Source organism: Pseudarthrobacter sp. W1I19 (genome assembly GCF_030817835.1).
Taxonomy (GTDB): Bacteria; Actinomycetota; Actinomycetes; order Actinomycetales; family Micrococcaceae; genus Arthrobacter.
The window spans coordinates 1,561,608-1,585,518 of the sequence record NZ_JAUSZR010000001.1 but is presented as its reverse complement, the minus strand read 5'-3'; the positions used below and the strand labels follow the sequence as shown (position 1 = coordinate 1,585,518).

Here is a 23,911-nt window from a genome sequence, read left to right as displayed (position 1 = left end):
CAGGGGCTTTGGTGCAGTCAGGCGCCGAGCGCCCTGACCCGTCCGACGGCGGATTCCACCGCCGCTGCCGCCGCGGCCAATTCCGCTTCGGTCACCGTTGCGTCGAAGCTGAACCGTACCGCCGTCTGGGCCACCTCGGGCGCAACGCCCAGTGCCGTGAGCACCGGCGAGGGCGCGTCCGAGCCTGCCGCGCAGGCTGAGCCGCTGGAGCAGACCACGCCCAGGCGTTCGAGCTCAAGGAGTACTGACTCGCCGCTGGTTCCGGGGAAGCAGAACGATGCCACGGAGGGCAGTCGCACAGAAGGATGCCCGGTAAGGACGGCGCCGGGAACGCCGCCGAGCACAGCGCTGATGAATGTGTCCCGCAGTGCGGTGACCCGCCGTCGTTGTTCCTCCTGGCCTGCATATGCCAATGTCAGGGCGGTGGCCAGGCCCACGGCGCCGGCCACGTTCTCTGTTCCTGACCGGCGGCCGCGTTCCTGCCCGCCGCCGTGGATCAGCGGCTCGAGTTTGGTGCGTCCACGGGCGAACAGCACTCCGCATCCCTTGGGCGCACCCAGCTTGTGCCCTGAAATGCTCATCGCATCCACACCCAGCGCCTTCGTGTCGAGCGGCAGCCACCCGGCTGCCTGGACGGCGTCCGTGTGGAAAGGAATGCCCAGTTCGTGTGTCAGGGCTGCCAGTTCGGCAATGGGCTGGACCGTTCCCACTTCGTTGTTGGCGTACATCACGGTGGCCACCGCTGTTTCCGGCGTCAGCACTTTTTGAAACGCCTCCGGGGTCACCTGTCCGGTCCCGTCTACCGGAACCACATCAATGATGAAGCCGTGGAAGCGCTCCAGGTACCGTGCCGATTCCTCCACGGCGGGGTGTTCGACGGCGCTGATCACCACCCGGTTGAGCTGCGGGTCAGCAGCCTGCCTGGCCACGGCGATGCCCTTCACCGCCAGGTTGTCCGCTTCCGTTCCGCCCGCGGTGAAGGTTACCTCGCCCGCCCGGCAGCCCAGCACCGCTGCCACCGTCCGCCGCGCATCCGCGAGCGCGGTGGCTGCAGCCTCGCCGAGGGTGTGGTGGCTGGAGGGATTGCCGAACTCTCCGGTCAGGTACGGCCACATCGCGTCCAGCACTTCACGGCGGACGGGGGTGGTGGCGGCGGCGTCGAGGAAGATCATGGGTTCATGCCACCGTCAGTTCGACATCCAGCCCGAGGTCCAGGGCGGCCACCGTGTGCGTCAGGGCGCCGATGGAGATAACGTCCACTCCCGTGGCCGCGATCCCGGCCACAGTGGCGAGGTTCACGTTTCCACTCGCCTCAACCCGTGCGCGTCCGGCCACCAGCGCCACACCGGCCCTCAACTCCTCCGGGGTGAAGTTGTCCAGCATGATGGTGTCCACCCCGGCCGCGAGCACGGGCTCGATCTGGTCCATCCGGTCCACCTCAACCTCGAAGTGGGTGGTGTGCCCGAGCTGCGCCTTGGCCGCGGCGAGCAGCCCGGTCAGTTTGGCCGGGTCCCCTCCTGTCATTACGGCAAGATGGTTGTCCTTGGCCAGGACGGCGTCGGAGAGGCTGTACCGGTGGTTGGCGCCGCCGCCGCAGCGCACGGCGAACCGCTCCAGGATCCGCAGCCCGGGGGTGGTCTTGCGGGTGTCGGTGATCCGGGCGGACGTGCCTTCGGTCAGTTCGACGAATTCGGCGGTCTTCGTGGCGATGGCGGACATCCGCTGCACGAGGTTCAGTGCCACGCGTTCTGCGAGCAGCACCGACCGGGCACGTCCGCTGACCCGCGCGAGGTGCGTGCCGGCGTCGAACATTTCCCCGTCGGCGAGCAGCAGCTCCACGTCCGTTTCGGGGTCCACCAGCAGCATGGCGTCCCGGAACACCGTGGCGCCGCTGAAGACTCCGGGAACCCGTGCGTTCAGTACGGCGGTGGCGCGGGCATCGGCAGGGATCAACAGCTGGGAGGTAATGTCCCCTGCAGGAGCGTCCTCGGCGAACGCCCGTTCCAGGATGTCCCGCACGGGTGCCGACGGCAGCGTGAGGTCCAGGCTGCGGACGCCGGCCCGTGCCGGTGCGGTCACGGGATTTTCGGTGGTGGCCAGTTCACTCATGGAGAAGGCTCGCTTTCGGGCGGGTTCGGGAAGATTCTTCAATTTCGGCAGCGATGCCGGCAGCGTCCGTGGGGTCATCGCTGCGGTAATGGGCGCCCAGGGACTCCGTGCGCTGCCGGGCGGCAGCAACCAGCAGCTGCGCGGCCAGCAACAGGTTCCGGTCCTCATGGGCCGACGGGTCCAGCTCCCCGGGGACAACAGTTCCAGGACGAACGACGTCGGCCCACCGCCCAAGCATGTCCCCCGCCTGAGCCAACAGTTCGCCCGAGCGCAGCACCCCAGCCTTGGCTGTCATCAACCGACGAAGTGCATCCCGCGAGAAAGTGGGGTCAGTGCCGTCACCCCCACCACCATCCCCACCGAAGTTGGCCAGCAGGCTTCCGCCCCCAGCACCCGTTTCGCCCGCCCCGCCTTCTAAAGCACCCGGGAAGGTGACATGCGTGTGGTCGTCTGAGGGTGCCCCGGAAGCATGCGTCAAAGGGAGGCCGCCAGCGGCCGAGCTAGCATGCGGAGGGGTGCCCTCAGGCGATCCCCAGCCACCGCCGTCGTCACCAGCCAGGAAGTCTTCAACAGCGCGGCGGCCGAAGACGAGTCCCTCAAGGAGGGAGTTGCTGGCCAGCCGGTTTGCACCTTGGACACCGGTGCACGCAACTTCCCCGGCGGCGTACAGCCCGGGCACCGTGGTCCGGCCGTGGTGGTCGGTGGCTATTCCGCCCATCCAGTAGTGGGCTGCCGGGGCAACCGGGACCAGTTCCCTGGTCCAGTCGATGCCGGCGTCGAGCGTCCTTTGCGTGAGGGTGGGGAAGCGCTTCGCCAGGAAGCCTGCTCCCTTGGCCTGTTCGATGAGGCGCGCGTCAAGGTAGACGTGGCCGTTGGGGTCGCCGAGCTTGGCCAGGTGCAGGGCGATGCTGCGGGACACGACGTCGCGCGGGGCGAGTTCGGCGTCGGGGTGGTAGGCCCGCATGAACCGCCTGCCGTTGCCGTCAACGAGGATGGCCCCTTCGCCGCGGACGGCTTCGGAGATGAGGAGCGGATCTTGGTCCAGCCCGCGCGCCGTGCCCGCCTTCGAGGTGGCGGCGGGCACCAGGCAGGTGGGGTGGAACTGGAAGAACTCCAGGTCAGCTACTGCCGCACCGGCTCGGACGGCGAGCGCAAGGCCGTCTGCGGTGGCCACCGCGGGGTTGGTGGTCTGCGCAAAGAGCTGTCCTGCTCCGCCGGTGGCCAGCAGCACTGCGTCCCCGTGCAGTGTGTGGGTCCGGCCATCCTGCAGGAACTCGACGCCGGTGGCGTGGCCGTCCTGCAGCAGGAGCGATGTGGCGTGGGCACCGGTGTGGATGGTCAGGGTGCCGCCCTCACAGCGGGCAAGCACGGCTTCGATCAGGCCAGCTGCGACCTTCGCGCCGGTCGCGTCACCGCCCGCGTGCAGGATGCGGGGGGCGGAGTGGGCCGCCTCCAGCCCCAGTGCCAGGCCGCCGCCGGCACCGGGATCGAAGCGCACGCCGAACCGTTCCAGCCCGGCGATATCCCGGCGGGCCTGGGTGCACATCAGCCGGACTGCCGCTTCGTTGCAGTGCCCCGCGCCCGCCTGCAGGGTGTCGGCGATATGGGCTGCAACCGTGTCCCCGGGGGTGGGCTCGTCCAGTACTGCCGAAATACCGCCCTGGGCGTACCAGGTGTTGCTCTCGCGGAGCTGGCCTTTGCTCAGCAGCACAACATCGGCGCCGGCGTCGGGCGCCAACAGTGCGGCATACAGTCCGGCGATACCGCTGCCAACCACGATCAGCCGGCGAGGGGACTCGCCGACGGTCTTCGCGCCGCTGCAGGGCAGGGCGCCGGGTTCGAATGTCTCACCGCCTGCAGAGGGAGGCATGATCGGCTGCCGGTTCATTACGGCCTGGCGGCGAGCATGCGCTCAAGCGCGGTGCGGGCGTTGTCCTGCACGGAGTCCGCCACGCTGATCCGGTTGACAATCCGCCCGGCAACGAGCTCCTCAAGGACCCATGCCAGGTACCCCGGGTGGATCCGGTACATCGTGGAGCACGGGCAAATCACCGGGTCCAGGCAGAAGATGGTGTGCTGCGGGTACTCGGCCGCGAGCCGGTTCACCATGTTGATTTCGGTGCCGATGGCGAAGGTGGTGGGCTCGCTGGCCGCGGCGATGGCCTTTTTGATGAAGTCGGTAGAGCCGGCGGAATCCGCCGCATCCACCACCTCCATGGGGCACTCGGGGTGCACGATCACCTGGACGCCGGGGAAGTCGGCCCTGGCCTTTTCGATCTGCGCCACGTTGAAGCGCTTGTGCACGGAACAGAACCCGTGCCACAGGATCACCCGGGAATCCAGGAGTGCCTGCTCGTCGTTGCCGCCGAGGTCCTTGCGGGGATTCCACATGGGCATCTGCTCCAGCGGCACACCCAGCGCTTTGGCCGTGTTGCGGCCCAGGTGCTGGTCCGGGAAGAACAGCACCCGCCGGGCACGCTGGAACGCCCATTCGAGGACGGTCTTGGCGTTGGAGGAGGTGCAGACGATGCCGCCGTTCTCGCCGCAGAAAGCCTTCAGGGCTGCGGAGGAATTCATGTAGGTGACGGGGATGACCGGAACCCGGCCGTCGGCGTCGGGCTCGCTGCCGAAGATTTCCTCAAGCTGCTCCCAGCACTCGGCTACGGAGTCGGCGTCGGCCATATCCGCCATGGAGCAGCCGGCCGCGAGGTTGGGCAGGATGACGGCCTGCTCGGGTGCCGAAAGGATATCGGCGGTTTCGGCCATGAAGTGGACGCCGCAGAAGACGATGGCCTCGGCGTCCGGCCGGGTAAGTGCTGCGTTGGCCAGCTGGAAGGAGTCGCCCACGAAGTCCGCGTACTGGATGACTTCATCGCGCTGGTAGAAGTGCCCCAGGATGACGGCCCGGTCCCCCAGCGCAGCCTTGGCGGCAAGGATCCTCTCGCCCAGCTCGGCGTCACTGGCGCGCTTGTACTCTTCGGGCAGCTGCCCCTGGCGCGGCGTGGCGGCGGGGGCAACGTCCGCGCTGGAGGCACCGGGGCCATAGGCGGGAACGCCGGCGAGCGCCTCGGCAAGGTCATAGTCCCACGGGCCCTTGGCCAGGGCCGGGCTGCAGGTGCTGCCCTTTGCCGCCGCGCCGTTCTCTGCCTGTTCGCGCGTGATCAGCTGGATTGCTGTGTTGACGCTGCTCATAGTGTGCTCCTGTTGTCTGGGTCAAGGCCGGGCCGGCCGGTAAAGCGGTAGAGGCGGGGCGGGCGGTGTTTGCCGCCCTGGAGGTATTCCCCGGTTTCCTCGATCTCCGGGGTGGATTTGAGCTGGCGCCGGAAGTTCGCCGGGTCCAGTTGGCGGTCCAGCACAGCCTCGTAGACTTCCCGGACCTGGGCCAGGGTAAAGTACTCCCCCAGCAGGTGGTAGGCCACGGATCCGTAGGCCAGCTTGTTCCGCAGCCGCCAGAGCGCGTAGTCCACAATGGCGTTGTGGTCGAAGGCGAGTTCGCCGAGCCGATCCGCCCGAAACCATCTGACGTTCTCGGACTCGTCCGCCAAGGCGGCTTCCGTCGGCTGGACCAGGGCCCAGTACACAATCGAGACCACCCGTTGGGTGGGCGAGCGGTGGAGGCCGCCGAAGGCGTAGAGCTGCTCGAGATAGCTCGGGGCGAGGCCGGTGGTCTCCCGCAGGTTGCGTGATGCCGCGTCCTGCAGGGACTCGGAGTGGCTCAGTGGTCCACCCGGCAGCGCCCAGAGGCCTTTGAACGGTTCCCGGATCCGCCGCACCAGCGGCAGCCAGAGCGTGGGCCGTCCGGAGCTTTCACTGGGCCGGAGCGCGAAAATGACGGTGGAGATGGCGAGCGAGGGCGGTGCAGCCTGTCGCTCGGAGACGTTCGCCGAGCTCAAGTACATTTTCCCACCACCTTCCGAACCTGCCAGGTTCCCCGTTGAAGCCTGCGTCATATGATCGCCATAGTTATGGTCAACTTGACCATAACTGATTCTACGGGCAACCGCCCCTCAATTGCCAAATGTTTCTACGTCCTGCCGGCGCGGAAGCGAGGGGGAGGGATTGCCTCGGAGCCGGGAGCCGGCGCCGGCAGCCCCCGGATGCAGGCACCATGGCCGGGAGAAGGTAAATTCAAAAGGTCCCACGAGGAGCCACCATCCAAACCCCAAGAAGGTTCAGCAGCAGATGACAATGAAGTCCACCCAGGCGCGTCCGGAAAGCCACCTGGGCCACAGCATGAAAGTCCGCCAGCTCACCATGATGGGCCTGGGCAGCGCGATCGGCGCCGGCCTCTTCCTCGGCTCCGGGGCAGGAATCCAGGCGGCCGGTCCCGCCGTGCTGATCTCCTACCTGGTGGCCGGCACCCTGATCATCCTGGTGATGTGGGCACTGGGCGAAATGGCCGCAGCGAACCCGAACAGCGGCGCCTTCTCCGTCTACGCCGAACGGGCCATGGGCAAAACGGCCGGAGCCACCATCGGCTGGCTGTGGTGGCTGCAGCTGGTGGTGGTGATTGCCGCCGAGGCACTGGGCGCGGCCGGGCTCCTCTTCACCGTCTGGCCTGTGGTCCCGGTCTGGGCGCTCGCCCTGATCTTTATGGTGGTGTTCACGGCCATCAACCTGGCCGGAGTCCGGAACTTCGGTGAATTCGAATTCTGGTTCGCCATCCTCAAGGTCGCGGCCATTGTCCTGTTCCTGGTGATCGGCGCTGCCCTGCTTCTGGGCCTGCTGCCGGACGTGGCATCCCCCGGCCTCGCCAACCTGACCTCCGATTTCGCCCCCGCGGGACTCGGCGGAATTGCAGCGGCGCTTTTTGTGGTCATCTTCGCTTTCGGCGGCACGGAGATTGTGTCCGTCGCGGCGGCCGAGACCGAGGACCCGGAACACAGTGTGGGCAAAGCCATCCGGACGGTGGTGTGGCGCATCCTGGTTTTCTACATTGGCTCCGTCTTTGTGATCGCCGCCGTCCTGCCGGCAACATCGGAAAGCCTGGCTTCACCCTTTGCCGGCGTCCTGGACGCCGCCCGCATCCCCGGCGCCGCAACGGCCATCACCCTCGTGGCCGTCGTCGCCCTCCTCTCCGCACTGAACGCCAACCTCTACGGCGCGTCCCGGATGGTCTACTCCCTTGCCCGGCGCGGCGAGGCCCCTCGCTTCCTGGCCCGCCTGGGCGGTGCCAGCGTGCCCATGCTGGCCGTCGGCGTGTCCGTCGCCTTCGGTTTCCTGGCCACAGTCCTGGAGCTTCTGTTCCCGGAGCGCATCCTTCCCGCCCTGTTCCAGCTGGTGGGATCAACCTGCCTGGTGGTGTGGGGCAGCGCGCTTGTCTCGCAGCTGGTCCTGCGGCGCCGCGCGGACCGGGAGGGAACTCCCCTGCCGCTGAGGATGCAGGGCTTCCCGGCCCTGACAATTGTGGGTCTGGTCCTGCTGGGCCTGATCTTCGCGGTGGGCTTCAGCGCCGAGAGCAGCCGTGTCCAGCTGTTCAGCACCTTCGGACTGATCGCGGCAATAGCAGCAGCCTGTGCAGTGGGTGCCCGGCTCAGCGCCAGGACCCGCCAGCCCGAGCAGGTGGCGGCAAGGCAGGTAGAGTAACTTCCGAAGCACGAGGTTCCGACGCGCCGGGTCTCCCTGGGCGCCGTAGTTGATGAGGACTGACACCATGAGCGGCAGGCACACCGGCGAGCAGCATTCGCACACCGTGGAGGGTACCGACCCCCAGCTGTATGTGGCGGTGCATGATCCTGCCGTGGACGCCGGGCTCCGCCCCGTCCTGCTCCTGCACGGCTTCTCGTCGTCCAGCAAACTCAACTGGGAGGACACTGGTTGGCTGGCGTCACTGCTTGATGCCGGCCGGCGCGTCATCATGGTGGACCTGCCCGGGCACGGCCGCAGTGGTGCCCCGGAGGACCGCGATTCCTACTCCCCCAGCAGGATCCGCGCGGACCTGCTGCAGGTAGCGTTCGACGCCGGCGTGCGGCCTTTGCAGGCCGGTGACCCTGCCAGCGGGCTGGACGTTGTGGGGTATTCCCTGGGTTCCCGGCTCGCCTGGGAGTTTGCGGCCACCCAACCCGAAATAGTGCACCGGATTGTCCTGGGCGGGCCGAACACCGCGGACCCGCTGGCTGAGTTCGACCTCGTGGCCGCCCAGGACTACCTGGCCGACGGCACCCCCATTTCTGACGAGTCAACGGCCAGGCTGCTCAAAATGGCGCTGCTGCTGCCCAGCAACAACATCTTCGCCTTGCTGTCCCTGGTGGAAGCCATCAAGGCCGAACCCTACGACCCCGCCGAGGCAGTCCCGCACGTGCCGATGCTCCTGGTCGCCGGGGACCAGGACGAACGCGCCGGCAGCCTGCCGCAGCTCGCCGAACTGGCCCAAGGCGCCGGCGGCCTGGCCGAACAGCTGACGTTGCCGGGCCGCAACCACACCAACGCCGTCACCAGCCGCGCCTTCAAGCAGGCGGCCATCTCCTTCCTCGCGGTCTGATCCGGCTGCAACAGACCCCCTGCCACCCAGGCCCTCCTGCCGTAGGCTTCCCGGCGGTAGGCTGAAAGGGAAGGCTGGAACAGCCGGGAGGACCCCATGGATATGCGTTTCGAAGACCGCACAGAGGCCGGCGAGCGGCTGGCTGCGGTTTTGACGCAGTTCCGCGAGCGCCCGGGCACCGTTGTGATGGGACTTGCGCGCGGTGGAATCCCCGTGGCGGCGGCAGCAGCGAAGGCCCTGTACCTTCCGCTGGGTGCCGTCCTGGTGCGCAAGCTCGGCATTCCCGGGCATGAGGAAACCGCGTACGGAGCCTTGGCCTGGGCCCGCGGGCGGACTGTGCGGCTGCTGAACAAACCGTTGCTGGACCGGGTCCTGGAACATGGGGTCCGTGAGGAACTCCTGCGCCAGGTGGAGCAGCGCGAAAGAGTCGAACTGCTCCGCCGCGTGGACCTCTACCCAGGAGCAGACCTGGAAATCTCCGGCAAGACCGTCCTGCTGGTCGACGACGGGCTGGCAACCGGAGCCACTATGAGGGCCGCCGTCGAGGCCGTCCGTGAGGGTGGGGCCGAGACGGTGGTGGCCGCCGCTCCCGTGGGCTCCATAGAAGCCGCCGCGTCCGTGGAGCGGGTGTGCGATGCCGTGCTGTGCCTGCATCTGCCGGGAAAATTCCGGGCAGTGGGCAGCTTCTACCGCCACTTCGAACAATTGACGGACGATGACGCCATCAGCTTCCTGCGGCAGTAGCCGCACATAACGACGGCGGGCCCGGACCGATGAGGTCCGGACCCGCTTTCGTTGTAAGGGGGACGGTGGATGGGCCCACGCCGTCCGGGTTCCCTGGCCGAGCGGAGCGAGGTTAGGGAGACGGTGGGGATTAGTGGTGGCTGACGCCGAGCGGCCTGCCCTTGGTTTCCTTGGCCAGGATCACGCCGATGGCCGAGATGACGCACAGCACCATAATGTAGATGCCAATGGACCCGGCCCACTTGGTGGTCTGCAGCAGCGTTTCAGCGATGGTGGCGGCGAAGGCCCCGCCCAGGATGGCACCGAAGGCGTAGCCGATGGAAATGCCCGAATACCTGACATTGGCCGGGAACATCTCGGCGTACATGGCGGACATGGGGCCGTAGGAGAGCCCAAGGCCGATGGTGAGAACGAACAGGGCCAGGCCGTAGAGCCAGATGTTCCTGGTGTCGATCAGGGCAAACATGGGAATCATCCAGGCGAAGACAATCGCGTAGCCGGTGAGGAAGGTCTTGACCCGGCCAATGTGGTCGGAGAGCCAGCCGCCCACCAGCGTGAAGATCAGCCAGCCAAAGGATGCGAGCGTGGTGGCCAGGAGGACCTGGGGCGTGGGCATCTGCAGCGTCCGGGTGGCATAGGAGATGAAGAACGCAATCAGCAGGTACCCGGCAGCATTGTTGCCGATGAAAATCATGGTGGAGTAGAGGACCGGCTTTTTGTGGCTGCGGACCAGTTCACCCAGGGGCGCCTTGCTTTCCTGCTTCCGCATGGCCATCTCCTGGAAGACCGGGCTTTCTGCCACGGCACGCCGGATCAGGTAGCCCACCACGATGAGGACGATGGAGAGCAGGAACGGCATCCGCCAGCCCCAGGCGGCAAAGTCCTCTTTGGACATGCTGCTGTTGAGGAAGAAGAGCAGGCCCGTGGCCAGGATCATGCCCACCGGCACGCCGATCTGCGGGTAAGCCCCGAAGAGTCCGCGCTTGTTCAGGGGTGCGTGCTCCACTGCCATCAATGCCGCACCGCCCCATTCGCCGCCTGCCGAGAAGCCCTGGATGATCCGGAGGAGGATCAGCAGCACAGGCGCCCAGGCGCCGATCTGGGCGTAGGTGGGCAGCATGCCGATGAGGGCGGTGGCCGCCCCCATCATTACCAGGGTGAAGACGAGCATCGCTTTGCGCCCCAGCCGGTCGCCAAGGTGGCCTGCCACCACCGCGCCCAGCGGCCGGAACAGGAAGCTGATGCCGATCAGGGCGAAGGAGAGGATCTGCGCCAGGCCGGGGTTGGACTGGTTCAGCGGTGCCAAAAACAGTGGCGACAGCAGCGTTGCCGTCAACTGGGCAAAGATAAAGAAGTCATACCACTCGATAGTGGTGCCGACCAGGGTGCCGGCCAGGACTTTGCGCTCCTCCCGGCGGGTGCTGGGACCGGAGAGCGTATCCACCTTGGAAGGTGTGGTCATTGAAACTCCATTGTTTGTTGGCAGCGGGGCTGCCAGGACGCCTTCACGATTACCGACAGAACGGTCAGTTAGTTAGTAGGGTACTACGAAAATGTGAGGCAGGACACGGATTCTGCGAATTTGCCGCCTCGGGTATGGGTGACTGACGCGGTGAGCTGGCCCGACCCGGCAAGAGCTGGACCAGCAGGTTCTATATGTGAACCGCCGCTTCGCTATCCGGACGCTCGGGCCTAGGATGGAAACCATGACTTCCAGCGCTGCAGCCCCGGCCGGAGCCGCGCCGACGCAGGCCTCGCCCTCCCAGACGCTTTCCCGGGGCATCCGCGCTTTGGAAATCCTTGCTGCGGCGCCAGGTCCGCTGACGATTGCCGAACTGGCCGATGCCATGGGCGTCCACCGTTCGGTGGCCTACCGGATCCTTCGCACGCTGGAGGACCACTCGCTGCTGGTCCGCGACGACGCAGGGCGGGTCCAGCCCGGCCCCGGACTGGCCGTCCTTGCCCGAGGCGTTTCAAGGAACCTGCAGAGCGCAGCCCTTCCCGAACTGACGCATTTGGCCAACACCTGGGATATGACTGCTTTCGTGGCGCTGTGGGACCACCACGACTGCATCACGCTCGTCACCGTGGAGCCGCGGCACAGTGGGGCTACTGTCGCGCAGCATCCCGGCACCCGCCACCCCATCAACGCCGGAGCACCGGGCATTGCCATTCAGTCGGCGCTCACGGAAGCGGAGTGGGAGCGCCTCGAGACCGGCATCCCGTACCGCCCGGAGGCGGCGGAGGCCCGGCGGGCCGGATACTCCGCCAGCCATGACGAAGTCATCGCCGGCGTGTCCTCGCTGGCGGCACCGGTCCGGGTTCCGGGCGGACGGCCGGCAGCGCTCGCCGTCGTATATATCCGGTCAGCCCATGACCGGTCAGAGGTGGGCGCTGCGCTGGCCGAGAGTGCGGCCAGGATCGAGCGTCAGCTGGCCTGAGCGCCCCCGCCGGCGCAGGTCAGAACAGGTCAGGCGTGGCGGCGTTGCAGTACGACGGCGGCCGCGGCACCAAGGAGCGCCAGGGCCGCTGCCGCACAGGCGGGGACGAGGAATGCCGCCGAAAAGCCGTGGTCCTGCGCCAGCCGGCCGCCAACTGCTGAACCAATCGCCGTACCGGCAACAATTCCGCTGGCCAGCGCCGTCATCACGGTTCCCAAGCGTCCGGCCGGGGCCACTGCCCCACCCACGGCGAAGACCGTTACCATCACCGGTCCCACCGGGACCCCCAGGATCAGCAGCACCAGCACCATTGAGCCCAATGACGCGGGAATCAGCAGGAGCGCGGCCATCGCTGCCATCAGCGCAGCAGAGGCCACCCAGCGCCAGGACAGCCCAAATCGCTGCGGCCAATAGGCGACCGACAGGGCGGCCGCGGCGGAACTGAGCCCCATCACGGCATAAAGCAGTCCAGCGATTTCCGAAGTGGCATAGTGGGCGGAAAAGGAGCTCAAGGCCGCCTGTGTGGATCCGAAGAACGTCCCCATGCAAACCATGGCCACCACCGGGACGGCAACGGCTGCGGGCAAGCTGCGCCCTGCAGTTCCTTGTTCCGCCGTTCGTGCTCCTGCCGGGCGCCGGATCACCGGGACCGCGCGGTGCGTGCGGTGCGTAGCGAAGGCGGGCACCAGCGTGATGGTCATCGCCGCCGCCAGCGCCAGCGGCAGCCAGGGCGCCAGGAGGCTGGCCAGGATCCCTACGAGGGCAGGGCCCAGCACAAAGGTGATTTCATCGGCGGTGCTCTCGTAGGACAGTGCCGTGTCCAGGTCGCGCCTGTTGTCCGACGCGCTCCCCTGTGATGTGAGTGCCATCCACCTCACCCGGGCCAGCGGTCCCACCTGGGGGCAGCTTGCCCCGGAAAGGAACGCGGCGGCCAACACCCCGGCAGTAAAACTACCGGATGTGCCCAGGAGGGCAGCCGCAAGGATCAGCGCCACCACCGCTCCGGTGTTGAGGGCAGCTGCGAAGAGCAGCACCGGACGCTGGCCGCGTCGGTCCGCCAGGGTTCCCAGGATCGGCGCACCAAGGGCGGACCCAATGCCGACTGCCCCTGCGGCGGTGCCGCCCAGCGCGTAGGAACCGCTGTTGGACGTCACCAGGGTCAAGGTTCCTACCGTGAGCATGGCCAGGGGAAGGCGGGCGAAAATACCGAGGGGGATAAAGCTGCGGCCGGCAAGCCGCGGAAGCCTGGCGAAACGGCTGCCGGACGGGCTGCCCGGGCCGGCGGAAGAACCGTTACCCGTCGCAGGAGAATCCGGCATGGCAGGTGCAGGAGCATGCCGCGAAGACGAAGGCTGGTCGGGAGAAAGGGAGGTCGAAGATGTCAATTCCGGGCTCGTTCAGTAAGTGCGCATCGTCCCTCCTCCCGATGCGCCGAACCCGGTAACTGTCCAAGTATATCCGGCGTTCCCCCGTAGGCCCCGGGAGCCTGGGTTTACTCCCGTCCGCCCAGTCAGAGCGGGACCTCGACAGCCTCCGATATCCGCAGGGTGGAGCCGTTGCGTCCCTTGAGTACCTGGAGCTGCATGCCGATCCGCTGCTTCATCTCCGCTACATGGCTCACCAGTCCCACCACCCTGCCGCCATCCCGAAGGCCTTCGAGGGCATCCATCACCTGTTCCAATGACTGCTCGTCAAGGCTGCCGAACCCCTCGTCCACAAAAAGCGTTTCGATTTCCACGCCGCCGGACTCCTGTTGGACAACGTCAGCCAGTCCGAGCGCCAAGGACAGTGACGCCATAAAGGATTCGCCACCGGAGAGCGTGGAGGTGTCCCGGCGGTGCCCTGTCCATTGATCCACCACTTCCAGGCCCAGCCCGGATTTGGCACCGCGCGCCGCTTTGGCGTCGGTGTGCTGCAAGAGGTACCGGCCATCGCTCATGGCCACCAGCCGTTCCGAGGCTGCCAGGGCCACCTGCTCCAGCCGCGCTGCCAGCACATAGCTGTTCAGGCTCATCCGGTAGGTATTGTCTCCCCGGCCTGCCGCCGCATCCGCCAGGCCGGACAGCATCCGGGCGTGGGCGGCGGGGCCGCGGGCCGAGCCGGCAAGCTCGTCATAACTGGCAGCGATGGCTGTCAACGATTCAAGGCAGCGCGATGCCAGGCCCACGGCCACCTCAGCGTCGCGCGCCGCCTGCAGGGCAGCGGCTGCATCAGCCTGCAGGGCAGGCAGCCGCTGCTGGTCCATCTCAATCCCGTCGGCCGTTTCCTTCACGGCGAGCACAACCTCGTCCGACGCGAACAGCTCGGCAACCTTGGCAGCTTCGTCGTGGACCGACCGTATTTCAGCTTCGAGGGCAGCAGCCTCATTGGCGGCCAGCAGGTGTGCCCTGGCTTCATCCGCGGAAGCAAACCCGGCTTCCGGCAAGGCCAGTTCCAGGTGCTCCCGGGCCTCCGCCGCCTGGGCGTTGGCAGTGACAAGCGCAGCCTGGGCTTCGACGGCTTTGGACAGCATGGCGGCCGCGTTTCCGAGGGCGCGCAGCCGCTGCGCAAGGCTCCGGTGCCCTGCCCGCAACTCTGCCAGTGCCTGGTCAAGGGTCGATGACTGTTCGGCGAGGTCGGCGAGGGAGGATACAACGGTCGCGAGGTCCGCCTCGGCGCTGGCCCGGGATGCCTGGGCTGAGGTGACGCCCGCTTCGAGTGTTTCCAGCCGCGCCCGCGCCGCCGCGAGTTCGCCTACGGCCTGGGCGGCGTCGGCCGCAGCCAGGCGCGCTTCCTCAGCCCCGGTGACGGCCTCTTCCATGGGCGTCCCGCCGCCTTGGCCAGCCAGGACCGCCACCAGTTGATCTGCCTCGGCCAGCCGCTGGCTGGCACCGGCGAATCCTGCTTCCGCGGCCTCATACACCTGATGTGCAGCGTCCTCTTCCTGTTCAAGGCCGGGACCGCCCCCGTCACCGGCCGCCGGCGAGGGATGCTCTGCGCTGCCGCACACCGGACAGGACTCCCCCGCGACCAGTTTGGCGGCCAGTTCGGCAGCCGCGTTGGCGAGCCGCTGCTCCCGTACATCGAGCCAGCGGCGTTTGGTCTCCAACTGGTGCTCGCGTGACTTGTCGTGAGCCAGCTTCGCCGCATCCCGAGCGGCAACGGCAGCACCGTACCGCCGGACCACGTCCAGCAGCTCCCCGGCGGCAGTTGCTTCCTTCGCGCGCAGCGCTGCCGCCCCGGCCCGTCCTTCCAGTGCTTCCAAGCCCGAGGTGAGACGAGCCCGCTCGTTGAGCAGATCCTCCACGCGGCGGTCCAAGGCAGCATTGGATGCCGTGAGTTCCTGTTGTCTTGCCAGCAACTGCTGGTGCTTTGACCGGAGCACCTTCAGGCGGTCCTCGTCCGGAAGCCGTGCCTCCACAACAGCCAGGAGGGACCGAAGCCGGTTCAATTCTTCTGCAGCGCCTGGAAACACCGCCGGTCCGTCGATGTCCTGCGGGACATGGTGCGCGGATCCCAGGTCCAGCTGGCCGAGTTCCGGGTCTTCGTCGGCGGCCAGGCGAAGCAGGGTGAAAGCCGATTCCATGGCGTCAGCCGCCCGCCGGACCTTGGCAGCCCCGGCATCAACGCTGCGCAGCTGCCCGGCAAGAACCTCTGCCTGGCGGTGGCGGCCCAGCCGGCGGGTCAGGTCCTCCAGCCGCGGAAGGGTTTCCTGCACGGCAGCCTGCCTGGCTGTTGCTTCCTCGAGCCTGCGGTGGCGTTCACGCAGTGCAGTCTCCGCTGCAACGGCGCTGACCCGTTCCTGGTGTTCCGACTCCGCAGCCAGCGCGAGCTCCGAGAGTTGGTGTTTTCGTTCCGCCGCACGTTCTTTCAGCCACTCGAGCCGCAGGGCCCGGGCGTCCGCCGAAGCATCTGGCACCCGGATGTCCTCCGGCGGTGCGTCAGTCTCCTGGAACTGCAGCGCTTCTGCTTCTGACTCGGCCCGCGCCGCCAGGAGTTCCAGTTGGCCGTTGAGGACAGCCACTTCCTCCTTTGCTGCCTGCGCCTGCTGCGAGAGTTCCTGCTCCACGGCTTCAAACCGCTCCGTGCCGAAAAGTTTCTGCAGAAGCTCCAGCCGGTCCGTAGCCTTGGAGCGCAGGAAGGCGGCAAAATCACCCTGCGGCAGCATCACCACCCGGGTGAATTGCTCCCGGTCCATTCCCAGCAGGGCGAGTATCTCGGCCCCGGCTTCATCATTGCGCGTGGATTTCTCCACCCACGTTCCGTCCACGCGTTCCCGCAGGAGGGTTTTGGCCTGTTGGGTGGTGAACCCGTTCTTGCCCCTGGCGCTGGGCTTTTCCCAGGCAGGCGACCTGGTGACGTCAAAACGCCGGCCCTGCGCGGAGAATTCACAGCTCACCGCTGGTTCCTGGGCGGGCTCGGCGTGGTCGCTGCGGAGCCGCTTTCCGTCCTGGCGGGCTCCCGGCACTGAGCCGTAGAGTGCAAAGCAGATGGCGTCGAGCACACTGGTTTTACCCGCGCCCGTGGGCCCATTGAGCAGGAACAGGCCATGCGCACTCAGGGCGTCGAAGTCGATCTCCTCGGTGCCGGCGAAGGGACCGAAACCGGAGATGCGGAGGCGGTGGATCCTCACAGCGAGGCCTCCTGCAGCCGGACGTTTTCCAGGGCGGCGGCGAGCGCAGCCCTTTCGGCGTCATCCGGAACGCGGCCGCGGACGTGCTCCAGGAAGCCGCAGCACACAGCGAGGTCATCCGGGGCTTCGGCCAGCCTGCTGCTGTAGGTGGAGGCGGTGCCGGCAGCGCCCCCCTCGGGGTCGAAGCTGAGGACCAGCGTGTCCGGGAAACGTGCCCGCAGCTGGTCCATGGCCCGGGCGGGACGCTGGGCGTCGGTCAGGGTCACCTGGCAGTAGGCGGTTTCGGCCCATGAATATTCGGGGGACTCAAGCAGTTCGGACAAGGGCCCCCGGAGGACCGCCAGGGTGCGCGGGGCGTCCCACAGGACTTCCTGGACTTTAGTCACGCCGCCGGCATCGATGTCGATGAGCCACGCCCCCTTCTGGTGGGATGCTTCGGAGAAGGAGTACGCCAGCGGCGATCCGGAGTACCGGACCTGGGGCGACAGGGACTGCCGCCCATGCAGGTGGCCCAGTGCCGTATAGCTGAAGCCGTCGAAGAGGTCCAGGGGTACTGCCCCCACGCCACCGATGCTGAGGTCACGCTCACTGTCCGAGCTGATCCCGCCGCTGGCAAAGGTGTGCGCCAGTACCACAGAATGTACGGTGGCCGAGGCCGAGCGCCTTTCAATGTCCTGCCGGATCAACGCTGTTGCCGCCCGGGTCACCTCGAAGTGGCTGGGCGTCTGGACGCCAAGTTGATCGGCCACAAGCCGTGGTTCGAGCCAGGGTATGCCGTAAATGGCAACCACGGCACCATCAGCTGCTCCGCCGGCTGCTCCGCCGGCTCGGAGCAGCAGGGGCTGGTCCAGGCTGTCCAGCCTGGTCCGCAGGTGCACGCCGCCGCGCTCCAGCAGGCGCGAGGCGAATCCGAGGCGGATGGCGGAATCGTGGTTGCCGCTGGTCAGCACCACCTGCGCCCCTGCCGACGTCACCCGGACCAGGGCATCGTCCAGGAGATGGACCACGTCCACCCCCGGGAGTGCGCGGTCGTAGACGTCTCCTGCGATGAGCACAACATCCACGGCATGGCGGGCCACGGCGTCCACCAACTGGTCGACAAAGGCCCGCTGCGCGTCCAGCATGCCGACGCCGTGGAAGGACCGGCCCAGATGCCAGTCCGATGTGTGAAGTAACCTCATGCTTCTAAGCTATCGGCTGCCACCGACAGTTCCGGCAAACGCCGCAGCTGCCGCATCACCGGCAGGTTCAGCCGCGCTTTCCGTCGAAGAATTCCTGGGCCTCGCTGGCTTCTGCCTCTGTGTTCCTGGCAGCTGGTTTTGGGTCCGCCTCACGGGCTGCCACGAACTCTTCAACCGGCGGGACCGGGTCGGCAGCGTTGCCGGCAACCGCCGGGAGCTGCTCGGCAGCATTCCCGGCCGCCAGGACGTCAGCGGAATCGGCGGACGCGGCGGCAGCGGAGGAGGCGGCGTTGAAGCTCCGGAACGCCAGTCCGGCGATGACGGCGCCTGCGAAGGGAGCGGCAACAAATACCCAGAGTTGTTCAACAGCCCACCCCGAGCTGAACACTGCGGAGGCAACGGCCCTGGCGGGGTTGAAAGGCAGGTTGCCCACCGACAGTCCCAGCTGCAGAAGGACGGCGAAGGACAGGCCAACGGCAACCGGCGCTGCGCTTGGGCCGCTGCGCCGGTCGGCTGTTCCCAGGAACACGGCGGTGATGATCGCGGCCCCGATCATCTCCAGCAGCAGCACGGCCGCCAGCGGGGCCTGGATGATGGAGTGTTCACCGAAGCCGGCGGTGACGGTGTCGAAGGCCGTCCGGCTGTCCGCGATCCCTGGAAGCGTGCGCAGGATTCCGTAGAGAGCGAACGCGGCCACCATTCCCCCGGCTACCTGGGCCACGGTATAGGCGGCAGCTCCCCCCAGGCGGATCCGGCCGGCCACGAGGTGGCCGGCCGTGATGGCAGGGTTGAAGTGCCCGCCTGAAACGTGGCCGAAAGCCAGCATGGCCGCCGTCACCGCGAGCCCGGCAGCAAGGGCGGCCGGCAGCGGGCTGGACTGTGGGAGGCTGAACAGCGGCACACCGAGCCCGGCGAGCGCCAGGAAGAAGGTTCCAAACGCCTCGGCGACCAAACGTGGCAGAAGCCGTGGCTGGGCTGCAACAGCACCGGACGGCGGAACTGCATCGTGACGGGCCGGGACGGGCGTGCTCATGGTGATGACCTTCGAGGTAGGCGGAAACGGACGTTGCGATCAGGCAACCCCGGCATTATTCCAGTGCAGACTGTGCGTTCGCTGGACGCCGGCCGACAGCAGCCGAGCAGCAGGGGACACCAGTGCCGGCAACGATGCTGCCGGTATCCGCCAGCGGCGTCGGCCGGCCGCCGGCGGCCACGGTAAATTTGCAACCATGAGTATCGAGCCGGACGCTTCCATCCCCTCCCCTAAGTCCCGTATCCACGGATCACTGCTGGGCGGCGCCCTCGGCGACTCCCTGGGTTACGCCGTGGAGTTCGACACGATTGAGCAGATCCGCGCCCGCTACGGCTCGGCCGGCCTGACGGGCTTCGAAGCCCTGGCGGGACCGGGCCGCTTCTCCGATGACACCCAAATGACCCTGTACACAGTGGACGGGCTCGTGGAGGCGCTGGAGTGGGCAAACTCGGGGGTTGGCGCCGACGTCAACGCCTGCCTGTGGCTCGCGTACCTGCGCTGGTATGCCACCCAGGGGGAAACAGCGCCCGCCTCCGCCCCGGTCCCCCAGCCGCGCTGGATTGACGCCCAGGAGGTGCTCCACCAGCGGCGGCATCCCGGCAAAGCCTGCCTTTCCGGACTCGCCACCGGGGAAATGGGCACCTCGTTCCGGCCCGTGAACCCTGATTCCAAAGGCTGCGGAACAGTGATGCGCTCGGCCCCGTTCGGGCTCATCCCGCACATCACGCCCGACGCCGTCTACAAACTGAGTGCCGACGCCGCCTCGCTCACCCATGGCCACCCGTCCGCCCGCCAGAGCGCGGGGACCTTCAGCCTGCTCATTCACCATGTGGTGGCCGGCGACGGGCTCCGGGAAGCGGCAGCCGGGGCCCTGGCCCATACCGCAGGCCTCGACGGTGCAGCCCCCGAACTGTTGGAACGGCTGGAGGCCGCACTGCGGCTGGCGGGCAAGGGCGTGGTGACATCCGAGGAAATGGTCCAGGCACTCGGTGAGGGCTGGGTTGCTGAAGAAGCCCTCGCCGTCGCGCTTTACGCCGTACTGGCCACTCTCCCGGATGCCGCCCCGGCGGAACCTGCGCAGCATTTCCGTGATGCTGTTGCCTTGGCCGTCAACCACAGCGGCGACAGCGATTCCACCGGCTCCATCGCCGGGAACATCCTCGGTGCCTTCTACGGTGAGGCCTGCCTGCCCCAGGAATGGCTTGCGGCGCTGGAAGGGCAAGACGTGATCCGGGGCATGGCCGACCAACTGGTCAAGGTTACAACCGGCGAAGGCTGACGTTGTTGCAGGCCTCGCAGACTTCCTGCGCAATCAGCCCGCGCCCCTGCAGGAATCCGAAGACCACGCAGCCGAGGCAGAAGCCGGCAAACGCTTCAAGCGACGCCGCCACGATCAGGGTTGCCAGCATGGTCCAGGCGGCAGGAACAGCGCCGGCCGCGAACAAGGCCAGGGCCGCGGTGGAGACCATAGCCCCCATGCCCTGGGCGAAGCGCTTGGGCGGCCCGGGAACCAGTTTCACCCGGCCCAGCCGTGGAGTGATGACTTTGACGGACAGCAGTGCCAGCGGCGAGATCCGGGGCCCGAAGAGGACGCGGAGCCAGAACCCGGCCGCGATGGCCAGCAGTCCCCATCCTGATCCCGCGGCTGCCGTCACCAGCGACAGGACAACTACCAGCCCCGCCGTCACGCGGGCAGCGTACTCGTTCACGGGGTTGGGGAAGGCAAAGAGCTTGCGCATGAGGCAAGGCTAGGTGGAGGCCGACGCCGGGCGGAAGGTTTGTTGCGCCGCGTGACCGTGGGTGCGGGCTGCTCAGGCGCTGACGGCTTCGGCGAAACTGCCGACCATCTGCAGGAACTCACCCTCGGAAAGAACCTCGATGGCTTGCCCCCGCTCGTGCAGCTCCAGCACCCGGCGGGCCTTGCCGGTGAGCCTTCCCGAGCGGAGGTCCGAGGCCACGAAGCCGCCCCCCACCACCAGGACCGTGGTGCGTCCCGTCACCCGGCTCTCCGGCCTGGCACCGAATTCGGCAGAACGCTGCTTCGCCTCCGGCCGCCCGATGGACAGTTGCCCGGTGAAGACGACTGTCTGGCCGTAGAGCGGGTGGCCTGGCTCGGCGAGCGGATTGGGTTCGGGGTTGGCTCCCTCTTCCGGCCAGCCGCCCTGGAACTGCCGGACCAGCCCCGCACCGCTGCCCGCCGCGCCGGACAGGGCAGCGAGGCTTGGCTTCGACAACGTGTCCCGGGCGGGGTCGAACGCCTCCTGGCGTGGCATCACGAGCCCCAGAGACAGGTAGAGCTCAGCGATACTGTTGGCCTGGTTGCGGCCTGCGATGTCGATCAGGATGCCGGCGCAGGCACGGGCATCCTCGGCGGCGTCGTGGTGGTTGACCAGGGGTACCCCGGCCTCCTCGGCGGCAAAGGGCAGGGAATTGGACACCAGGGAGTAGCAGCGCCGGGACAGCATCACCGTGCAGACGTAGTCGTAGGCCGGACCGGGGAGCCCTGAGACCTCCAGCCCGGAGCGGATCACACCGAGATCGAAGGCTGCGTTGTGCGCCGCAAGGATGTCATCGCCAATAAAAGCGCCGATCTCGGGAAAGAGCTCCCCAAACCGGGGCGTGCCCGCGACGTCGGCGGCAGTGATGCCGTGGATGCGGACATTGTGGTAGTCGAAGTGGTCGTGGCTGGCCGGCGGGCGCATGAGCCACGAGGCTTCCTCCACAACCCTGCCGCCCCGGACTTTCGTCAGGCCCACTGAACACGGAGAGCCCCGAAATCCGTTCGCAGTCTCGAAGTCGATCGCCGTAAAGTCCAAACCCACGGGCCCCACCTTACCTTCGGAGGTGATCGTTCCCGTGTCGCCCATGCCGTCCTGTCACCGAAATCACCCGGCCGCCCCGGCCGGCGCCTTCCGCCGCCACCGGGAGGAAGAGGCGTGTCAAGTACCCTTGAGGAGTGAACTTTCCTGTGATGAACGACTTCGCTGTGTCCATGCTGGGCGGTGCAGGACCGGTGCAGCCACAGCTGGCCTCCTTCCTGCCCGACTGGCTGAACCCCCAGGTCTTCCTGGCTGATCCCGCCCTGGCACCCTGGGTGGTCCTGCTTGTCTGCGGAATTGTCTTCGCGGAAACCGGGCTGCTGGTGGGCTTCTTCCTGCCGGGAGACTCCATGTTGTTCACCGCGGGCCTGCTGGTGGCCACCGACACCATCAAGTTCAACGTGTGGCTTCTCGCGCTGCTGATTGTTGTGTCCGCCATCGTGGGCAACCAGACCGGCTACCTGATCGGTTCGAAGGCCGGCCCGGCCATCTTCAACAAGCCCAATTCCCGCCTCTTTAAGCGGGAGAACGTGGAAAATGCACACGCCTTTTTCGAAAAGCACGGCGGCAAGGCGCTGATCCTGGCCCGCTTTGTCCCGATCATCCGGACCTTCGTCCCGGTGATTGTGGGCGTTGCCCAGATGAGCAAAAAGAAGTTCTTCCTGTACAACGTCATCGGCGCCTTCCTCTGGGGCGGCGGCGTGACACTCCTGGGATACCTGCTCGGCGACCGGATCCCCTGGGTCCGGGACAACCTGGACATCATCTTCATCGCCATCGTGCTGGTTTCGGTACTGCCCATCGGAGTAGAAGTCCTGCGCGGCATGTCCGCAAGGCGCCAGGCCACGGCCTACGGCACGGACCCGGTGGACGAGTTCATCGAAGAACACGCGCCCGAGGAAGAGCACAAGACGCCCCGCCACGTTGACGGGATGCGCCCGGAGTAGCAGCACGTCTTCCACAGCGTAGAGAAGGGTGCGTTCCAGGCTTTCGGCCCGGAGCGCACCCTTCTTTGTGTCATCTTCGCGGTCCCTGCTCAGCGGTCCTGCAGGGCCTCCACAATGGCAGGCAGGAGCGCCCGGAAGGCCTTGCCGCGGTGGCTGATGGCGTTCTTCTCGTCGGCGGACAGTTCCGCGCAGCTGCGGGTCTCCCCTGCCGGCTGAAGCACGGGGTCGTAGCCGAACCCGCCGTCACCGCGCGGTTCGCGCAGGAGCACGCCCTCCAGCTGCCCGTACTCCACTACTTCACGCCCGGCATCCCCGTTGGCCGCCGGCACCGCGAGCGCCGCCGCACATACAAAGGCGGCGCCGCGGTGGGCGTCCGGAACGTCGGAAAGCTGGTTAAGCAGCAGCCGCAGGTTCGCGGCGTCGTCACCGTGGCTGCCGGCCCACCGGGCCGAGAAGATGCCGGGCGCTCCGCCCATCACATCCACAGCGAGCCCGGAATCATCGGCGATCGCCACCAGTCCGGTCGCTTCGGCGACAGCCCGCGCTTTGAGCAGGGAATTCTCGGCGAACGTCACGCCCGTTTCGACGACGTCGGGGGCACCTGCCGCTGCCGCGTCCACAACCTGCGTGTCGACGTCGAGCCCCGGTACCTGCCCGCGCAGGAGCTCGCGGAGCTCCCGGAGCTTGCCTTTGTTGTGGGTGGCCAGGACCAGGCGCGGGGCTGTCCCCTGCCCCGCGGCGGAGGCCACTGTCACAGGGTGTCTGCCAAGGTTTCGCGCTGGATGGCCGCAAGCTGGGTGGTGCCGAGCAGGGCGAGGTCCAGGAGCTGGTCCAGTTCGGCACGGTCAAAGGGCGCGCCTTCGGCTGTTCCCTGGACCTCCACGAACTTGCCCGAGCCGGTGACCACCACGTTCATGTCGGTTTCGGCCCGGACATCCTCGACGTAGGGCAGGTCCAGCATGGGAACGCCGTCGATGATGCCCACCGATACTGCCGCGATGGTATCAATCAAGGGCTGGGCGTTCTTGGCGATCAGCTTGTTGTCGCGGGCGAACCGGATGGAGTCCGCGAGTGCTACGTAGGCACCGGTGATGGCGGCGGTCCGGGTGCCGCCGTCCGCCTGCAGCACGTCGCAGTCCAGCACGATGGTGTTCTCACCCAGGGCCTTGGTGTCAATGATGGAGCGAAGGGAGCGACCGATGAGCCGGGAGATCTCGTGCGTGCGGCCACCGATCTTGCCCTTGACGGATTCGCGGTCGGACCGGGTGTTGGTTGCGCGGGGCAGCATCGCGTACTCGGCCGTAACCCAGCCGCGGCCCTCGCCCTTGAGCCAGCGCGGAACCCCTGCAGTGAGGGAAGCCGTGCACAGCACCCTGGTGTTGCCGAACTCGATCAGGGCCGATCCCTCGGCCTGGTTGGACCATCCACGGGTGATGCTGATGGGCCGGAGCTGGTCCGGGGCGCGGCCGTCGCCGCGCACGATGGGCACTGCAGTTGCTTCAGAAGTCATGCCTTTAGCTTATCCACTGCCGCACGGCATGGGC

The 23,911-nt window shown here is 67.3% G+C and carries 20 protein-coding genes; 6 read left to right on the top strand and 14 right to left on the bottom strand.

Annotation, left to right across the window (positions count from 1 at the left end):
* Positions 1-17 precede the first annotated feature (17 nt).
* The 5 genes from QF038_RS07385 to QF038_RS07365 are packed head-to-tail and all read right to left on the bottom strand — an operon-like array spanning position 18 to position 6,008.
* Positions 18-1,172, bottom strand: coding sequence for a cysteine desulfurase family protein (locus tag QF038_RS07385; protein ID WP_307609555.1), 1,155 nt, complete (start codon positions 1,170-1,172; stop codon positions 18-20).
* Positions 1,173-1,176: 4 nt separating this feature from the next.
* Positions 1,177-2,109 carry a carboxylating nicotinate-nucleotide diphosphorylase gene (gene nadC / locus QF038_RS07380; protein ID WP_307609554.1) on the bottom strand — a complete coding sequence of 311 codons (933 nt, stop codon included), beginning with the start codon at positions 2,107-2,109 and terminating at the stop codon, positions 1,177-1,179.
* Positions 2,102-3,979, bottom strand: a complete 1,878-nt coding sequence (gene nadB / locus QF038_RS07375; RefSeq protein WP_307609553.1) for an L-aspartate oxidase — start codon at positions 3,977-3,979, stop codon at positions 2,102-2,104. Before nadB ends, nadC begins: the two co-directional genes overlap by 8 nt.
* Before the next feature lie 17 nt (positions 3,980-3,996).
* The gene (nadA, locus tag QF038_RS07370; protein ID WP_307609552.1) at positions 3,997-5,301 is read right to left on the bottom strand and encodes a quinolinate synthase NadA; all 1,305 of its coding nucleotides are present in this window, start codon (positions 5,299-5,301) and stop codon (positions 3,997-3,999) included.
* Positions 5,298-6,008, bottom strand: a complete 711-nt coding sequence (locus tag QF038_RS07365; RefSeq protein ID WP_091415778.1) for an NUDIX domain-containing protein — start codon at positions 6,006-6,008, stop codon at positions 5,298-5,300. Before QF038_RS07365 ends, nadA begins: the two co-directional genes overlap by 4 nt.
* Before the next feature lie 283 nt (positions 6,009-6,291).
* Between QF038_RS07365 and QF038_RS07360 the strand changes: the two genes are divergently transcribed.
* The 3 genes from QF038_RS07360 to QF038_RS07350 all read left to right on the top strand — a co-directional run bounded on the left by QF038_RS07360 (position 6,292) and on the right by QF038_RS07350 (position 9,334).
* Positions 6,292-7,695 carry an amino acid permease gene (locus tag QF038_RS07360; protein ID WP_307609551.1) on the top strand — a complete coding sequence of 468 codons (1,404 nt, stop codon included), beginning with the start codon at positions 6,292-6,294 and terminating at the stop codon, positions 7,693-7,695.
* A 67-nt stretch (positions 7,696-7,762) separates the two neighbouring features.
* Entirely contained in the window at positions 7,763-8,590 is an 828-nt protein-coding gene (locus QF038_RS07355; RefSeq protein ID WP_307609550.1) for an alpha/beta fold hydrolase, read from the top strand.
* A gap of 96 nt (positions 8,591-8,686) precedes the next feature.
* Positions 8,687-9,334: a phosphoribosyltransferase gene (locus QF038_RS07350; RefSeq protein WP_307609549.1), complete on the top strand. Its 648-nt coding sequence runs from the start codon at positions 8,687-8,689 to the stop codon at positions 9,332-9,334.
* Between the two features lie 130 nt (positions 9,335-9,464).
* On the opposite strand, the gene QF038_RS07345 is transcribed toward QF038_RS07350, so the two are convergent.
* Positions 9,465-10,796: an MFS transporter gene (locus tag QF038_RS07345; RefSeq protein WP_307609548.1), complete on the bottom strand. Its 1,332-nt coding sequence runs from the start codon at positions 10,794-10,796 to the stop codon at positions 9,465-9,467.
* A 244-nt stretch (positions 10,797-11,040) separates the two neighbouring features.
* Here QF038_RS07345 and QF038_RS07340 point away from each other — a divergent pair, with 244 nt between their 5' ends.
* Positions 11,041-11,775, top strand: coding sequence for an IclR family transcriptional regulator (locus tag QF038_RS07340; RefSeq protein WP_307609547.1), 735 nt, complete (start codon positions 11,041-11,043; stop codon positions 11,773-11,775).
* A 29-nt stretch (positions 11,776-11,804) separates the two neighbouring features.
* Here the strand turns inward: QF038_RS07340 and QF038_RS07335 are convergent, their stop codons facing one another.
* The 4 genes from QF038_RS07335 to QF038_RS07320 form a co-directional block, all read right to left on the bottom strand.
* Complete coding sequence (locus QF038_RS07335) at positions 11,805-13,094, bottom strand: MFS transporter (RefSeq protein WP_307609546.1); 1,290 nt, start codon at positions 13,092-13,094, stop codon at positions 11,805-11,807.
* 191 nt (positions 13,095-13,285) lie between these two features.
* Entirely contained in the window at positions 13,286-16,387 is a 3,102-nt protein-coding gene (locus QF038_RS07330; RefSeq protein WP_307609545.1) for an SMC family ATPase, read from the bottom strand.
* The gene (locus tag QF038_RS07325) at positions 16,384-17,568 is read right to left on the bottom strand and encodes an exonuclease SbcCD subunit D (protein WP_307609544.1); all 1,185 of its coding nucleotides are present in this window, start codon (positions 17,566-17,568) and stop codon (positions 16,384-16,386) included. Before QF038_RS07325 ends, QF038_RS07330 begins: the two co-directional genes overlap by 4 nt.
* A 67-nt stretch (positions 17,569-17,635) precedes the next feature.
* A complete protein-coding gene (locus tag QF038_RS07320) occupies positions 17,636-18,601 on the bottom strand; it encodes an aquaporin (RefSeq protein ID WP_307609543.1) in 966 nt (321 codons plus the stop codon).
* A 196-nt stretch (positions 18,602-18,797) separates the two neighbouring features.
* Here QF038_RS07320 and QF038_RS07315 point away from each other — a divergent pair, with 196 nt between their 5' ends.
* Complete coding sequence (locus QF038_RS07315) at positions 18,798-19,880, top strand: ADP-ribosylglycohydrolase family protein (RefSeq protein WP_307609542.1); 1,083 nt, start codon at positions 18,798-18,800, stop codon at positions 19,878-19,880.
* Here the strand turns inward: QF038_RS07315 and QF038_RS07310 are convergent.
* Entirely contained in the window at positions 19,861-20,340 is a 480-nt protein-coding gene (locus QF038_RS07310) for a DUF4395 domain-containing protein (RefSeq protein WP_307609541.1), read from the bottom strand. The two genes, QF038_RS07315 and QF038_RS07310, sit on opposite strands and share 20 nt — an antisense overlap.
* Positions 20,341-20,412: 72 nt before the next feature.
* Positions 20,413-21,423: an exonuclease domain-containing protein gene (locus tag QF038_RS07305; RefSeq protein ID WP_307609540.1), complete on the bottom strand. Its 1,011-nt coding sequence runs from the start codon at positions 21,421-21,423 to the stop codon at positions 20,413-20,415.
* A 149-nt stretch (positions 21,424-21,572) separates the two neighbouring features.
* Between QF038_RS07305 and QF038_RS07300 the strand changes: the two genes are divergently transcribed.
* Positions 21,573-22,367, top strand: coding sequence for a DedA family protein (locus tag QF038_RS07300; RefSeq protein ID WP_307613425.1), 795 nt, complete (start codon positions 21,573-21,575; stop codon positions 22,365-22,367).
* 89 nt (positions 22,368-22,456) lie between these two features.
* Here QF038_RS07300 and rdgB read toward each other — a convergent pair whose 3' ends face one another.
* Both rdgB and rph read right to left on the bottom strand, forming a co-directional pair.
* Complete coding sequence (rdgB, locus tag QF038_RS07295; protein ID WP_307609539.1) at positions 22,457-23,122, bottom strand: RdgB/HAM1 family non-canonical purine NTP pyrophosphatase; 666 nt, start codon at positions 23,120-23,122, stop codon at positions 22,457-22,459.
* Positions 23,119-23,877, bottom strand: a complete 759-nt coding sequence (gene rph / locus QF038_RS07290; RefSeq protein ID WP_091415747.1) for a ribonuclease PH — start codon at positions 23,875-23,877, stop codon at positions 23,119-23,121. Before rph ends, rdgB begins: the two co-directional genes overlap by 4 nt.
* Positions 23,878-23,911 lie beyond the last annotated feature (34 nt).

What these genes read in the sequence shown, in the direction of transcription:
- QF038_RS07385 (WP_307609555.1), bottom strand. Translation starts at nt 1,172, where the DNA reads ATGATCTTCCTCGACGCCGCCGCCACCACCCCCGTCCGCCGTGAAGTG.
- nadC (WP_307609554.1), bottom strand. Translation starts at nt 2,109, where the DNA reads ATGAGTGAACTGGCCACCACCGAAAATCCCGTGACCGCACCGGCACGG.
- nadB (WP_307609553.1), bottom strand. Translation starts at nt 3,979, where the DNA reads ATGCCTCCCTCTGCAGGCGGTGAGACATTCGAACCCGGCGCCCTGCCC.
- nadA (WP_307609552.1), bottom strand. Translation starts at nt 5,301, where the DNA reads ATGAGCAGCGTCAACACAGCAATCCAGCTGATCACGCGCGAACAGGCA.
- QF038_RS07365 (WP_091415778.1), bottom strand. Translation starts at nt 6,008, where the DNA reads ATGTACTTGAGCTCGGCGAACGTCTCCGAGCGACAGGCTGCACCGCCC.
- QF038_RS07360 (WP_307609551.1), top strand. Translation starts at nt 6,292, where the DNA reads ATGACAATGAAGTCCACCCAGGCGCGTCCGGAAAGCCACCTGGGCCAC.
- QF038_RS07355 (WP_307609550.1), top strand. Translation starts at nt 7,763, where the DNA reads ATGAGCGGCAGGCACACCGGCGAGCAGCATTCGCACACCGTGGAGGGT.
- QF038_RS07350 (WP_307609549.1), top strand. Translation starts at nt 8,687, where the DNA reads ATGGATATGCGTTTCGAAGACCGCACAGAGGCCGGCGAGCGGCTGGCT.
- QF038_RS07345 (WP_307609548.1), bottom strand. Translation starts at nt 10,796, where the DNA reads ATGACCACACCTTCCAAGGTGGATACGCTCTCCGGTCCCAGCACCCGC.
- QF038_RS07340 (WP_307609547.1), top strand. Translation starts at nt 11,041, where the DNA reads ATGACTTCCAGCGCTGCAGCCCCGGCCGGAGCCGCGCCGACGCAGGCC.
- QF038_RS07335 (WP_307609546.1), bottom strand. Translation starts at nt 13,094, where the DNA reads ATGCCGGATTCTCCTGCGACGGGTAACGGTTCTTCCGCCGGCCCGGGC.
- QF038_RS07325 (WP_307609544.1), bottom strand. Translation starts at nt 17,568, where the DNA reads ATGAGGTTACTTCACACATCGGACTGGCATCTGGGCCGGTCCTTCCAC.
- QF038_RS07320 (WP_307609543.1), bottom strand. Translation starts at nt 18,601, where the DNA reads ATGAGCACGCCCGTCCCGGCCCGTCACGATGCAGTTCCGCCGTCCGGT.
- QF038_RS07315 (WP_307609542.1), top strand. Translation starts at nt 18,798, where the DNA reads ATGAGTATCGAGCCGGACGCTTCCATCCCCTCCCCTAAGTCCCGTATC.
- QF038_RS07310 (WP_307609541.1), bottom strand. Translation starts at nt 20,340, where the DNA reads ATGCGCAAGCTCTTTGCCTTCCCCAACCCCGTGAACGAGTACGCTGCC.
- QF038_RS07300 (WP_307613425.1), top strand. Translation starts at nt 21,573, where the DNA reads ATGAACGACTTCGCTGTGTCCATGCTGGGCGGTGCAGGACCGGTGCAG.
- rph (WP_091415747.1), bottom strand. Translation starts at nt 23,877, where the DNA reads ATGACTTCTGAAGCAACTGCAGTGCCCATCGTGCGCGGCGACGGCCGC.